Origin of the sequence: Asanoa sp. WMMD1127 (assembly GCF_029626225.1) — a bacterium.
Taxonomy (GTDB): domain Bacteria; phylum Actinomycetota; class Actinomycetes; order Mycobacteriales; family Micromonosporaceae; genus Asanoa.
The window spans coordinates 6,075,218-6,087,687 of the sequence record NZ_JARUBP010000001.1 but is presented as its reverse complement, the minus strand read 5'-3'; the positions used below and the strand labels follow the sequence as shown (position 1 = coordinate 6,087,687).

Here is a 12,470-nt window from a genome sequence, read left to right as displayed (position 1 = left end):
CGCCAAATCCGGCCAGCCCGCGCCGCGGCCGCTCGCCGAATCGAAACGGACGCGGGCGGTGCTCAGGCGGTCGCCACACCCGAGAGGCCGAGCTCCCGGACCGCCCACTCGCGCATCTCGACCTTTCGGACCTTGCCGCTGACGGTCATGGGGAACGACTCGACCGCGCGCACGTACCGCGGGATCTTGTAGTGCGCCAGCTGCCCCTGGCAGAACTCGCGGACCTCCTCGACGGTCAACGAGTCGTCCGGCGCACGCAGGATCACGCAGGCCATGATCTCCTCGCCGTAACGGTCGTCGGGCACCCCGATCACCTGCACGTCCGAGATCTTCGGGTGCCGGTAGAGGAACTCCTCGACCTCGCGCGGATAGACGTTCTCGCCACCGCGGATGATCAGGTCCTTGATCCGACCCACGATGTTGACGTAGCCGTCGTCCCGCATCGACGCGAGGTCGCCCGTGTGCATCCACCGCGCCGCGTCGAGCACCTCCGCGGTCTTCTCCGGCTCGTCCCAGTAGCCCAGCATCACGGAATAGCCCCGCGTGCACAGCTCCCCCGGCGTGCCCCGCCGCACGGTCACCCCGGTCGCCGGATCAATGATCTTGACCTCCAGGAACGGCAGCACCCGCCCGACCGTGCCGGTGCGCCGGTCGAGGTCGTCGTCGACCCGGGTCTGCGTCGACACCGGCGACGTCTCGGTCATGCCGTAGCAGATCGACACCTCGGACATGTGCATCCGGTCGACGACCTTCCTCATCACCTCGACCGGGCAGGGCGAGCCGGCCACGATGCCCGTACGCAGGCTGCTCAGGTCGTAGTCGGCGAAGTCCGGCAGGTCGAGCTCGGCGATGAACATCGTCGGCACCCCGTAGAGCGACGTGCACCGCTCCGTCGCCACCGCCGCGAGCGTCGCGGCCGGCTCGAACGACGGCGCCGGGATGACCATGCACGCCCCGTGCGACGTCGCCGCCAGGTTGCCCATCACCATGCCGAAGCAGTGGTAGAACGGCACGGGGATGCAGATCCGGTCGGCCTCGGTGTAGCCCAGCAACTCGCCGACGAAGTACCCGTTGTTGAGGATGTTGTGGTGCGACAGCGTCGCGCCCTTCGGGAACCCGGTCGTACCCGAGGTGTACTGGATGTTGATCGGGTCGTCACTGGTCAACGTGGCCGCGCGCGACTCCAGATCGGCCGAGGTGACATCGGCGCCGTGGGCCACCAGAGCGGTCCAGCTCGGATCGTCCAGATACGCGACGGTACGCAGCCCGGGGCACTCCCCCGCCACGGACTCCACCATCGCCCGGTAGTCGCTGCCCTTGTGCGCCAACGCGGACACGAGCACCGAGACCCCGGACTGCCGGAGCACGAAACCGACCTCGTGCCGCCGGTACGCCGGATTGATGTTGACCATGATGGCCCCGACGGCCGCGGTCGCGTACTGCACCAGCACCCACTCGGGCCGGTTCGGCGCCCAGATCCCGACCCGGTCGCCTTTCGCCACGCCCAGGGCGAGCAGCGCCCGCGCCAGCGAGTCGACGTCGGCCGCCAACGACCGGTAAATCCACCGGCGACCGCTCGGCACGTCGACGAGGGCCTCCCGGTCAGGAAAGGCAGCGGCGCTGCGGGCCAGGTTCCGCCCGATGGTGTCGGCCAGCAGCGGGATGTCGGACGGTCCACTGGCGTACGCGAGCTCGCCGGTCATACCCGGCACCGTACCGGGAATCGGACCAGGCGGTCACTCGACGCGGGCCCCGCTCTTGCCGGTCACGCCCAGGTCCAGGATGACGGGCAGCTCGGGCGCGTCCAGCGCCTCGCGGGCGTGGGCCAGCGCCTGGTGCTCGATGCGGTCGCGCACCTCGGCGACACGGGCGTCGTGGGTGAGGTTGACCCGCACGCCGAGCCGCGGCTCGACCGGGTCGCCGTACACCCGGACCTTGGCGTTCTCCACGCCCCGGTAGCTCTGGATCTCGTTGGTCAGCGCGTCCCGCAGGGCGGCGGAGCCGAGGGTCGTGCGGGCCGTGCCGTCGATCGAGATGTCGCGGGACTTGCGCGGCGGGCGCAGCACCGCGAAGAACCAGAACAGCGAGAACACGCCGATCAGCGTCAGCGCGGCCGCGGCGATCGGCCAGAACCAGGTGCTGTGGCCGCCGATCCAGGCGACGGCCGGGTTCTCCAGCAGCGTCCGCGAGGGGAAGCCACTCGCGAAGACGCCGGTGTTGGCGGCGATGATGGCGCCGCCGATCGCGACGAAGCAGAAGCCCAGGATGATCAGAACGGTCCGGGTGATCCGGTCAGCGTGTCCGCGCAACATCACCGCTCCTTGGCCGTGTCGAGCTTGACGGTGATCCGGGGTGGCCGGCGCAGGTGCAGGTCGTCGACCGCCCGGTGGGTGGCGTCCGCCACGGTCTGGGTGGTGATCCCCTCGGCGGCCTCGGCCCGACGGCGGGCGTCCACGGTGACCTTGTTGCCCCGCAGCGCGACCCGGGCGCGGCTGATCCCGTCGAGGTCGCCGACGGCCTGCTGCACCGTGCGCACGACGCTGCGCCGGTCGATCGCGGCGTCGATGCCGTCGCCGGCGTCACGTACCCGCAGGCGCTCGGGCTTGCGTGGGATGAACTGGAGCGCGAGCAGCAACAGCCCGCCGAGCGCGCACAGCCCGCCGATGATCCGCACGCTGGTGGAGTCCCAGGTGCGGCTGCCCATCCAGTCGTACATGCCGTGCCAGTTGACGATCACGGGGCCGGCGCCGGCCCGCTCCGCGATCAGCTCGACCACGACCAGCACGGCCAGGAAGACGAAGCCCAGTGAGATGGGGATCGCCAACAGCCGGTTGACTTGTTTCATCAGGACGCTCCGTCGACGACGAGGTCGGTCACCGAAATGCGTACGCGGGCCACGGTCAGCCCCGTCCACGCCTTGATCCGGTCTTCCACCGTGTTGCGGATCCGCTCGGTCACCTCGCCGAGCGACTCGGCCCAGCGGACGCTGATCGACATGTCGACGTAGGCCACCGACCCGTCGATCCACGCGCTGACCTTGGGCCGCGAGGTCAGGTCGGTGCCCCGGATGCCCAGGTGGCCGGCGCCGGGCAGGGTGCTGCCGAACATCCGCGGCGCGGCCGCGCCGGCCACCGGGTGCTCGTAGACCGCCTGCGCCGCCAGCTTGGCCACGACCTGCGGCGAGATGTTCACCTCGCCGAGCCAGTCCGGGTCCGGCGGTGCCGGCGGCGGCGCCGGGGCGGCCTCGGCGAGGTGCCGTTCCGCCCGCGGCGTCGTCGTCGGATGCGCCGTGCCGACCGGCCGGTCCTGCGTCACTGCTGACTCCGCTGCGAGCGGCGCAGCGGCTGCAGCGTGGCGCCGACGTCGACCTGACCGCCGACCACCTTGCTGATGCCGTAGCCGACGATGGCGAACGCGCCCACGATGGCCATGTCGCCGAAGTTCCCGAACGCCACCGCGAACCCGAGCGCGATGCCGACCGCCGTACCGAAGATGGTCCTCACCATTGTCATTGCCCTGCACCCCCCGTGGGTGGCTCCGAGATGTCCGCCACCACGATGTCCACCCGGCGCGGCCCGGCCAGCGGCGTCGCCGCCCGCCAGACCTGCCGGGCGAGTTGCCCGACCGTCGACCCGAAGCGCAGGCGCACCTGGGCGGTCACCACGTCACCGTCGATCCGGATCCCGGTGATCCGGCGCCGGGGCAGGTACGTGGCGGCCATCGCGGGCGGCCCTTCGACCAGCGCGTCGACGGCCGGGCAGTCCTCGACGGCGGCCGCCAGCTGCTCGACGTCGACGCCGTCGACCGTCGTGTCGGCGTCCGTCATCGGCTGCGCCGTCATGACACCCGCGACTCGCCGGTGCTGGTGGCGGAGCCGCCGCTCGCGCCGTCACCATCGTCCGGCAGGTGCACGTCGTTGATGTTGACGTTCACCTCGACGACGTCGAGCCCGGTCATGCGCTCGATCGACGACCGCACGTTGCGCTGGATGCCCCGGCCGAGCTCGTTGGCGGACACGCCGTACTCGACCACGATGTCCAGGTCGACCGCGGCCTCGTTCTCACCGACCTCGACCCCGACACCCTGCGACACGCTGGCCCCGGTGCTGCCCGGAATCCGTTCCTTTATGGCACCGACGGTCCGCGCCGCGCCGGAGCCCATGGCGTACACACCGGAGACCTCGCGCGCGGCCATCCCGGCGATCTTCTGAACGACACCGTCCGCGACGGTGATCTTCCCGCCGTCCTGACCACCGCCGCGTAGGTGCTGCTGCGGGTCGGTGGTCTGGGCGGTCCTGCTGGCAGTCTGCGTCATCACTACGTCCCGTTCGTGAGGATTGACGACAGGTTGTGCAATGACACCTGACTTACCGTAATCGTTGCTGCTAAACCACCACGAGACGGAATAGTCGGACCCGGCGTGGGGCAGGCATGGCGCACCCTGGTTGCGGGAACATGGCCGCATGGCGAGGTACGCGGTCAACCCGGTTGCCGTCAAGAAGGCCCGGCAGCTGATCGACAACAGGCAGTACGTGCTCAACAGCGACTGGGGCGCCGCGCAACCGCGGGCCGACGACGAGAACTCCTACCTCGAGCGGCATTCGTGGGCCGAGCTGTCGGAGTGGCACCTCGGGCTGACCGAGGGCGCCGCCGACGAGACCAAGGCCCGCTACGCCTTCGTCTACGGCGACCTGCGCCGGCTGCACCGCAGCGGGCTGATCGCGGTGGTCTACCGCGCCTCGTCCTTCCGGCACAAGGAGGTCGAGCTGGCCGCCCACGACCTGTTGCAGTACCTCGACAAGGTCAGCGGCTGATGGAACGCGACCTGCGCCGCCTCGCCGCGGCACACGGAGTGGTCACCGCCTACGACGCGGCCGACGGTCGCCGCGCCCAGGTCGACCGGGACACCGTCGTACGCGTCCTCGGCCTCCTCGACGTCGACGCGAGCAGCCCGGCCGCCGTCCGCGACGCGCTGGCCACCGCCGAGGCGGCCAAGGCCGGCGACCGGCTGCCGCCCACCGTGGTGCTGCGCGAAGGCGACCGCCGCACCCTGCCCGGCCCGGGCACGGTCACCCTCGAGGACGGCAGCACGCGGGGCGTCGGGCCGGAGCTGCACGGGCTGCCGCTCGGCTGGCACCGGCTGGCCTGCGGCGACCAGGAGGTGACGCTGGTCGTCGCTCCCCGCCGGCTGCCGCCGCCACCACCGGCCTGGGGCTGGATGCTCCAGCTCTACTCGCTGCGGTCCCGCGACTCGTGGGGCATGGGCGACCTCGGCGACCTGCGGGCCTTCGCCGGCTGGGCCGCCGGCACCGGCGCCGGCCTGGTGCTGCTCAACCCGCTGCACGCGATCGGCCCCAACCATCCGGTGCAGGCCTCGCCGTACTCCCCCTCCAGCCGGCGGTTCGCCAACCCGCTCTACATCCGGGTCACCGACACGGCCGAATACGCGGCGGCCGACGCGGCCGTCCGGGCCAAGGTCGACGCGCTGCGGCCCGACGGCGGCGAGCTGATCGACTACGACGCGGTGTGGCGGGCCAAGCGGACGGCGCTGGAGCTGCTCTATCCGGGCCCGGCGGCGGACGTCGACCCCGACCTGGCCGCCTTCGCCACCTACTGCGTGCTGGCCGAGGAGCACGGCACCGACTGGCGGCAGTGGCCGGCGGAGCTGCGCGACCCGGCCCGGGCCACCGCGGACCCGGCCCGGGTCGGCTTCTACGCCTGGCTCCAGCGGCTCTGCGACGAGCAGCTCGCGGCCGCCGCCGAAGCCGCCGGGGCCATGCCGGTCGGGATCGTCCACGACCTGGCCGTCGGCGTGGACCCGGGCGGCGCCGACGGCTGGCAGCTCGGCGACGTGCTGGCCCAGGGCGTGCGGGTGGGCGCCCCGCCGGACGCGTTCAACCAGCTCGGCCAGGACTGGGGCCTGGCCGCGTGGCGCCCGGACCGGCTGGCCGCGACCGGTTACGCCGCCTACCGCGACATGCTCCGGGCCCTGCTCCGGCACGGCGGCGGCCTGCGGGTCGACCACGTCGCCGGCCTGTCCCGGCTGTGGTGGATCCCGCCGGGCGCGGGCGCGGCCGAGGGCACCTATGTCCGCTACGACGCCGACGCGATGTTCGGCATCCTCGCGCTGGAGGCGGAGCGGGCCGGCGCGGTGGTCGTCGGCGAGGATCTCGGCACCGTGCAACCGTCGGTGACCCGGGCCCTGCGCGGCCGCAACATGCTGGGCTCGACGGTGCTCTGGTTCACCCGCGACGGCGACACGTTCATCCCGCCGCGGAAGTGGCCGCGGACCGCGCTGGCCTCGGTCTCGACCCACGACCTGCCGACCGCCAAGGGCTTTCTCACCGAGGAGCACGTCGACGTCCGGGCGCGGCTGGGCCTGCTGGCCACCGGCGAGAGCGCCGAACGGGAGCGGGCGCGGGCCGACCGCGCCGCGCTGACCGACATGTTGCGGCAGGCCGGCCTACTGTCCACTACGGACGATGACGCGATCGTCACAGCCTTGCACGCCGCGCTCGCGGCCAGCCCGGCCCGGTTGATCGCCGCTTCGCTCTACGATGTCCTCGGCGAGACCCGCCAGCCCAACCTGCCGGGCACGACCGACCAGTACCCCAACTGGCGGCTGCCGCTGCCGCTCCCACGGGAGGAGATCCAGGACCATCCGGGAGTACGCGACATCGCGCGTCTGTTGGCCGCCGCGCGGCCACGGCGCAGGCGGGATTAATCGGGCAAACAGGGTTTGCTATTGCCCCACCGGGGCACCCGCGTCAATACGGACGGCGGCCCATCGACCAGCGTTGGTCCTGGCGCCGCGGGCCGTGACAGAAGAGCACGGAGGGGTAGATGAGCACTGAAGCCCGGGCCGAGATCGGCGTGACCGGTCTGTCGGTGATGGGGCGAAACCTCGCCCGCAACCTGGCCCGCAACGGGTTCAGCGTGGCCCTGCACAACCGCAGCGTCGCCCGCACCCGCAGCCTGGTCGCGGACCACGGCGACGAGGGCGACTTCATCCCGAGCGAGTCGATGGCCGACTTCGTCGCCTCGCTGCAGCGGCCGCGCGCGGTCATCATCATGGTCAAGGCCGGCAAGGCCACCGACGCCGTGATCGACGAGCTCGTGCCGCTGCTCGAGAAGGACGACATCGTCATCGACGCCGGCAACGCCCACTTCGTCGACACCGCCCGGCGGGAGCGTGACCTCGCCGCCAAGGGCCTGCACTTCGTCGGCACCGGCGTCTCCGGCGGCGAGGAGGGCGCGCTGCTCGGCCCGAGCATCATGCCCGGCGGGTCCGCCGAGTCCTACCGCAAGCTCGGCCCGATCTTCGAGAAGATCGCGGCCCAGGTCGACGGCACGCCGTGCTGCGTCCACGTCGGTCCGGGGGCGGCCGGCCACTTCGTCAAGATGGTGCACAACGGCATCGAATACGCCGACATGCAGCTCATCGCCGAGGCCTACGACCTGCTCCGGGCCGGTCTCGGCGCCTCGCCGGCGGAGATCGCCGAGATCTTCCGCGAGTGGAACAGCGGCGACCTCGACTCCTTCCTGATCCAGATCACCGCCGAGGTGCTCGCGCACACCGACGGCAAGACCGACCAGCCCTTCATCGACGTGGTCGCCGACCGCGCCGAGCAGAAGGGCACCGGGCGCTGGACCGTGCAGAGCGCGCTCGACCTGGGCGTGCCGATCACCGGCATCGCCGAGGCCACCTTCGCGCGGTCGCTGTCGGGGCACGTCGAGCAGCGGGCGGCGGCGCAGGAGACCTACGCGGGTCGCGCGGCCGACACCGACATCGCCGGGCTCGTCGAGGACCGCAAGCAGTTCGTCGAGGACGTCCGCAACGCGCTCTACGCCTCCAAGATCGTGGCGTACGCGCAGGGCTTCGACCACATCCGGGCCGGCAGCAAGGACAACGACTGGGGCATCGACCCCGGCGCCATGGCGACGATCTGGCGCGGCGGCTGCATCATCCGGGCCAAGTTCCTCGACCGGATCCGCGAGGTCTACGCCGAGAACGCCGACCTCGAGAGCCTGCTCGTCGCTCCCTACTTCGCCGAGGCCGTCGCCAACGGCTTCGACAGCTGGCGCCGCGTGCTGGTCACCGCGATCCGCGGCGGCGTGCCCACCCCCGTCTTCTCCTCCTCGCTGGCCTACCTGGACGCGCTGCGCCGCCCCCGGCTCCCCGCCGCGCTGATCCAGGGCCTGCGGGACAACTTCGGCGCGCACACCTACCAGCGCGTCGACCGCGACGGCTCCTTCCACACGATGTGGGCCGAGGACAAGCGGGAGGTCGACGCCTAGGCGCGGCCTCCAGCCGCGGCCCCGCATCGGACGGGGCCGCGGCGACGGGGAGAGGCGAGAGAGATGAGCTCACCAGCAGTGTCGGTGCTCAACCGGCCGGTCCGGCGTTTCGTGATCAACACCGGGCGGTCCTACGACCAGTTCCGCAAGCAGTGGGAGCGGGCCGTGCCGGCCTGGTCCTGGGGCACGGCGGTGGCCGAGGCGAAGGGCGGCGGCGGCTGGCCGGCGCTGGAGAACCTCTCGGACCGCACAGCCGGCGACGGCCTGGTGAACATCTCGACGTTCGATCCGAGCCCGGTGATGCGGCTCGCCGGCCACCAGCTCCGCGCGGTCACCTACCTGGCCGACAACCTGGTCATCGAAGAGGGCCTCTACAAACACGACCCGGCGGTGATCGAATATCTGCCGGTCCGGCTGACCATCTCCGAGCAGCCCGGCGGCGACTCGACGCTGACCTTCGACAAGCCGTGCGACCTGTTCGGCGGCTACGCGATCCCGGACCTGGTCGCCCACGGCACGCAGGTCGAAGAGGCCATCGCCGCCGTCCTGCGCAAGGTCGACCTGCCCGTCCCACCGGAGCTGACTCGACCCTAGACACGGCGCTGTACGTGCAGCAGGTACTCGCGGCGGTCCAGCGGGTTGTGGTCGGTGCGCGGGCGTTCCGGCCACGGGCACGGGGCCGGGCGGTAGTGGTCGAACGCCGACTCCAGCACGCCCTCGCCGCGGGTCAGTGACGGCAGGCGGGTCTCCAGGGCGTGCACCCGGGCCGCCGGGATGTCGCCCTCGACGACCGCGGTCGCCCCGGTCGTCTGCGTGCCGGTGGGCAGCGCGCCGTGCTTGGCCAGCACCGGGAGGACGGCGCCGAGCAGGTCGGCCGGCAGCTCCAGGCGGAACGCGTGCACCGGCTCGTGCACCGCCGTCCGGGCCTGGCGCAGCGCCGCCATCAGCACGAGCGGCGTGAGGTTGCGGAAGTCGCCGGCCGTGCTCGACATGCTCTTGTCGAAGGTGCCGTGGGCGTGGCTCTGGCGCGCGTAGTAGCCCGAGTGCGTCATGGTCACCACACAGTCGACGACCTGCCAGCCGTGCGGGCCGGCGCGCAGCACCTCGTGCACGGTCTCCTCGACCGCGGCGAAGAAGGCCGGGGGCATCGAGCCGAGCTCGACACCGAGCCGGAACGCGATGCCCGAGTCGACCGGGCCGGGCTCGACGCGCAGGCCGACGGTGGCGAGGAACGGCGCCTCGTGCTTGAGCTCGTGCGCCGCGCCGGTGCCCTGGACCCGTTCCACGCAGATGGTGGTGGACTCGCGGAACGTGACGGCCAGGCCGTACTCGTCGGCCAGCGTGGCCTCGATGACCTCCTTCTGCACCTCGCCGTAGAGCGACACCGAGGTCTCGTCGCGTACGTCGTCGCGGCGCAGGTTGATCAGCGGGTCCTGCTCGGCGAGCTCGGTGAGGGCGGCGTGCAGCGCGCCGGCCCGGCCCGGCCGGTCCGGGACCACCACCGTCTCCAGCGACGGCGGCGGGAAGTGTCGGCGGGCGCCGGGACGCGGCGTGCCGACCGGGTCGCCGACGCGGACGCCGGTGAGGCCGCGCACCACCGCGATCCGGCCCGCCGACACGGCCGGCCGGGTCACCCGGGCGCCGCCGTCGAACACGTCGATCCCCGTGACCTTGGCCTCCGCCTGTCCTGTTTGGACCTTGTCGCGGACGGTGAGGGTGCCGTCGAACATGCGCACGTAGGCGAGTCGCTCGCCGGCCGCGCCGCGCTCCACCTTGAACACGGCGCCGGACGGTGGGGCGGCCGGGTCGCCTGTCGCCGTGGGCAGCAGGTCGCGGATGCCCGTCATCAGCTCGGCGACGCCGGCGCCGGTGATGGCGGAACCGGCGTACACCGGGTGGATCCAGCCCTGGGCGGTCTGGGCGGCGAGCTCGGCGCGGAGCCGCTCGGCGGCGACACGGCCGTGGTCGACGAACGTCCGCAGCACCGCGTCGGACCGCTGCGCCAGCAGGTCGACCAGCCCCGCCGCGCCGTCGTGGAAGGTGGCGTCGCGGGCGCCGGCGCCACGGACGGTCCCCATGGGTTGCGGGGTCAGGCCGAGCCGGCGCGCGAGGTCGGCGACCACCGCGTCGGGCCGGGCGCCGGCGCGGTCGACCTTGTTGACGAAGACGAGCAGCGGGATGCCGAGCCGGCGCAGCGCCCGGGTCAGCACCCGGGTCTGCGGCTGCACGCCCTCGACGGCCGAGACGACCAGCACGGCGCCGTCGAGCACGGCGAGCACCCGCTCCACCTCGGCGATGAAGTCCGGGTGGCCGGGCGTGTCGATCAGGTTGACGGTGACGCCGTCGATCGGGAACGACACCACCGCGGACTTGATGGTGATGCCGCGCTGCCGTTCGAGGGCGAGCGAGTCGGTCTGCGTGCTGCCGTCGTCGACACTGCCGGGCGCTTCGATGACGCCGGCGGCATGCAGGAGCCGCTCGGTCAGGCTGGTCTTACCGGCGTCGACATGAGCGAGAATCCCGAGATTGAGCGTACGCAAGCGAGCGGTCCTTTACGAAGGCGTGGATATAGGCCATCGGAACGAACACGCGAGCTGCACGCATCTCGGAGATTTCCTTTCTGTCGGTGTTTCGGCCAGCCCATCACGGGCTGCGGGGCCGTCGCAACGGATTTACGACAGAGCGCCCCGCAACCTGACCGGCCCGCGGCCCGTAAGAGGATTACGAAACGGGGAGGAGCTCTTCTGTGCGGGACGCGGGAAGTTTCGACGAGTTCTACCGGACGACGGCCGTCCGCACCTTGCGTTACGCCGTGGCCGTCGTCGGCGACGCCACGGAGGCGCAGGACGCGGTCCAGGAGGCGTACGCCCGGGCGTGGCGGCGGTGGGAGGCCGTCGCGGCGCACCCGGCGCCGGAGGCGTGGGTGCGACTCGTCGTGAGCCGGCTGGCCAACGACCGCTGGCGCCGGCTCGGCGGGGTGGCGGCGCTCCTGCGCCGCACGGGCCCGCCGCCACCCGCGCCACCACCGGGCGAGAACACGGTCGTGCTGGTCACCGCGCTCCGGGCCCTGCCGGTCAACCTCCGCCGGGCACTGGCCCTGCACTACCTCTGCGACATGTCGATCGAGGACATCGCGGCCGAGACCGGCGCGCCGCCCGGCACGGTGAAGTCCTGGCTCTCCCGCGGCCGCGAACGCCTCGCGGCCCAACTCGGCACGGCGGACACCGACCTGGAGGTGCGGGATGCGTGACCTGGAGACCTGGTACGCGGCACTCGCGTCCGATGTGGACGGCAGCGGCCTGCCCAGCGCCGGCGACCTGCGCCGGGCCGCCGACCGGCACGCCCGCCGCCGCGCCTCGGTGGTCGGCGGCGCGGTCGTCACGGCCCTGACCGCCGGCGGCGGCGTGGCCCTGCTGGGCGGCCCGGCGACGACGCCGCCCGAGCCACCGCGCCCGACCGCCCCGGCGATGCCCACGCCGACGCCGTTGCCCGCGGCCACCTCGGCGCCGCCGACGACCGCGCCCACCACTCCGCCGGCGTCGCCGGCGTCGCCGGCGTCGCCGTCGTCACCGTCGGTCACCTCGGCGCGCCCGGTGATCAGGTCGATCCCGGAGCGGGCGTTCTTCGACCTGCCGCGCGACATGACCAAGGAGGGCAATTCCCGGTCGCCGTCGCCCGCCGGTCTCGAGGCGCCCATGCTGTGTGACAACCCGCTGCGGGACGACGCCGCGTCGACGGCGCGCCGCTCGTTCAACCAGATCTACAAGGGTGCGAACGAGGAGGACGAGGGCACGGTCCCGGCCGGCGTGGTCACGCAGACCATCATCGCCTACCGTCCCGGCGGCGCCGACGACCTGATGCGCCGCGTGCGCGCGGACCTGGACAGCTGCGACACGCGCACAGCGGAGGGCCTGACCACCACGATCACGTCCGAGCCGCCACCGTCCTACGGCGACGAGGCGATCCAGGTGCTGGAGGTGGTCAAGCAGGGCCAACGGCAGTGGGACCTCCGCGCCGTGATCGTCCGCGTCGGCGACGTCGTGACAGTGGTGACGGTCGACGGCTGGGAGGACTTCCCGAGCGACCCGGCGGACCTCCGGCTGTTCGCCCGCCTGGCGATCGAGACGATCGAGGAGTGGCGGAGCTAGGGTCTGTCTCGAAGTCATGGCCGGA

The 12,470-nt window shown here is 72.4% G+C and carries 14 protein-coding genes; 6 read left to right on the top strand and 8 right to left on the bottom strand.

Annotation, left to right across the window (positions count from 1 at the left end; genetic code table 11):
• Positions 1-62 precede the first annotated feature (62 nt).
• Genes O7635_RS29015 through O7635_RS28985 form a run of 7 tightly spaced genes read right to left on the bottom strand, consistent with a single transcriptional unit; the run spans position 63 to position 4,314 of the window.
• Positions 63-1,703, bottom strand: a complete 1,641-nt coding sequence (locus tag O7635_RS29015) for an AMP-binding protein (protein ID WP_278083666.1) — start codon at positions 1,701-1,703, stop codon at positions 63-65.
• A 33-nt stretch (positions 1,704-1,736) separates the two neighbouring features.
• The gene (amaP, locus tag O7635_RS29010; RefSeq protein ID WP_278083665.1) at positions 1,737-2,312 is read right to left on the bottom strand and encodes an alkaline shock response membrane anchor protein AmaP; all 576 of its coding nucleotides are present in this window, start codon (positions 2,310-2,312) and stop codon (positions 1,737-1,739) included.
• A complete protein-coding gene (locus O7635_RS29005; RefSeq protein WP_278083664.1) occupies positions 2,312-2,845 on the bottom strand; it encodes a DUF6286 domain-containing protein in 534 nt (177 codons plus the stop codon). Before O7635_RS29005 ends, amaP begins: the two co-directional genes overlap by 1 nt.
• Entirely contained in the window at positions 2,845-3,315 is a 471-nt protein-coding gene (locus O7635_RS29000) for an Asp23/Gls24 family envelope stress response protein (RefSeq protein WP_278083663.1), read from the bottom strand. The genes O7635_RS29005 and O7635_RS29000 overlap by 1 nt, the downstream gene beginning before the upstream one ends.
• Positions 3,312-3,512: a hypothetical protein gene (locus O7635_RS28995; RefSeq protein ID WP_278083662.1), complete on the bottom strand. Its 201-nt coding sequence runs from the start codon at positions 3,510-3,512 to the stop codon at positions 3,312-3,314. Before O7635_RS28995 ends, O7635_RS29000 begins: the two co-directional genes overlap by 4 nt.
• Positions 3,509-3,826 (bottom strand): hypothetical protein, encoded by a 318-nt coding sequence (locus O7635_RS28990; protein WP_278083661.1) that lies wholly within the window; start codon positions 3,824-3,826, stop codon positions 3,509-3,511. The genes O7635_RS28995 and O7635_RS28990 overlap by 4 nt, the downstream gene beginning before the upstream one ends.
• A gap of 11 nt (positions 3,827-3,837) precedes the next feature.
• The gene (locus O7635_RS28985) at positions 3,838-4,314 is read right to left on the bottom strand and encodes an Asp23/Gls24 family envelope stress response protein (protein WP_278083660.1); all 477 of its coding nucleotides are present in this window, start codon (positions 4,312-4,314) and stop codon (positions 3,838-3,840) included.
• A gap of 148 nt (positions 4,315-4,462) precedes the next feature.
• On the opposite strand from O7635_RS28985, the gene O7635_RS28980 reads away from it, so the two are divergent.
• From O7635_RS28980 to O7635_RS28965, 4 genes are all read left to right on the top strand, one after another.
• Entirely contained in the window at positions 4,463-4,813 is a 351-nt protein-coding gene (locus O7635_RS28980) for a hypothetical protein (RefSeq protein ID WP_278083659.1), read from the top strand.
• Entirely contained in the window at positions 4,813-6,723 is a 1,911-nt protein-coding gene (gene malQ / locus O7635_RS28975) for a 4-alpha-glucanotransferase (RefSeq protein ID WP_278083658.1), read from the top strand. Before O7635_RS28980 ends, malQ begins: the two co-directional genes overlap by 1 nt.
• A 119-nt stretch (positions 6,724-6,842) precedes the next feature.
• The gene (gene gndA / locus O7635_RS28970; protein WP_278083657.1) at positions 6,843-8,297 is read left to right on the top strand and encodes an NADP-dependent phosphogluconate dehydrogenase; all 1,455 of its coding nucleotides are present in this window, start codon (positions 6,843-6,845) and stop codon (positions 8,295-8,297) included.
• Between the two features lie 63 nt (positions 8,298-8,360).
• Positions 8,361-8,891 (top strand): hypothetical protein, encoded by a 531-nt coding sequence (locus O7635_RS28965; RefSeq protein ID WP_278083656.1) that lies wholly within the window; start codon positions 8,361-8,363, stop codon positions 8,889-8,891.
• On the opposite strand, the gene O7635_RS28960 is transcribed toward O7635_RS28965, so the two are convergent.
• Positions 8,888-10,837, bottom strand: a complete 1,950-nt coding sequence (locus O7635_RS28960; protein WP_278083655.1) for a TetM/TetW/TetO/TetS family tetracycline resistance ribosomal protection protein — start codon at positions 10,835-10,837, stop codon at positions 8,888-8,890. The two genes, O7635_RS28965 and O7635_RS28960, sit on opposite strands and share 4 nt — an antisense overlap.
• A 206-nt stretch (positions 10,838-11,043) precedes the next feature.
• Between O7635_RS28960 and O7635_RS28955 the strand changes: the two genes are divergently transcribed.
• Both O7635_RS28955 and O7635_RS28950 read left to right on the top strand, forming a co-directional pair.
• Complete coding sequence (locus O7635_RS28955; protein ID WP_278083654.1) at positions 11,044-11,547, top strand: sigma-70 family RNA polymerase sigma factor; 504 nt, start codon at positions 11,044-11,046, stop codon at positions 11,545-11,547.
• Positions 11,540-12,445 carry a hypothetical protein gene (locus tag O7635_RS28950; RefSeq protein WP_278083653.1) on the top strand — a complete coding sequence of 302 codons (906 nt, stop codon included), beginning with the start codon at positions 11,540-11,542 and terminating at the stop codon, positions 12,443-12,445. The genes O7635_RS28955 and O7635_RS28950 overlap by 8 nt, the downstream gene beginning before the upstream one ends.
• Positions 12,446-12,470: the final 25 nt, after the last annotated feature.

Coding starts and splice junctions, on each gene's coding strand:
- O7635_RS29015 (WP_278083666.1), bottom strand. CDS start 1,703: ATGACCGGCGAGCTCGCGTACGCCAGTGGACCGTCCGACATCCCGCTG.
- amaP (WP_278083665.1), bottom strand. CDS start 2,312: ATGTTGCGCGGACACGCTGACCGGATCACCCGGACCGTTCTGATCATC.
- O7635_RS29005 (WP_278083664.1), bottom strand. CDS start 2,845: ATGAAACAAGTCAACCGGCTGTTGGCGATCCCCATCTCACTGGGCTTC.
- O7635_RS28995 (WP_278083662.1), bottom strand. CDS start 3,512: ATGACAATGGTGAGGACCATCTTCGGTACGGCGGTCGGCATCGCGCTC.
- O7635_RS28990 (WP_278083661.1), bottom strand. CDS start 3,826: ATGACGGACGCCGACACGACGGTCGACGGCGTCGACGTCGAGCAGCTG.
- O7635_RS28985 (WP_278083660.1), bottom strand. CDS start 4,314: ATGACGCAGACTGCCAGCAGGACCGCCCAGACCACCGACCCGCAGCAG.
- O7635_RS28980 (WP_278083659.1), top strand. CDS start 4,463: ATGGCGAGGTACGCGGTCAACCCGGTTGCCGTCAAGAAGGCCCGGCAG.
- malQ (WP_278083658.1), top strand. CDS start 4,813: ATGGAACGCGACCTGCGCCGCCTCGCCGCGGCACACGGAGTGGTCACC.
- gndA (WP_278083657.1), top strand. CDS start 6,843: ATGAGCACTGAAGCCCGGGCCGAGATCGGCGTGACCGGTCTGTCGGTG.
- O7635_RS28965 (WP_278083656.1), top strand. CDS start 8,361: ATGAGCTCACCAGCAGTGTCGGTGCTCAACCGGCCGGTCCGGCGTTTC.
- O7635_RS28950 (WP_278083653.1), top strand. CDS start 11,540: ATGCGTGACCTGGAGACCTGGTACGCGGCACTCGCGTCCGATGTGGAC.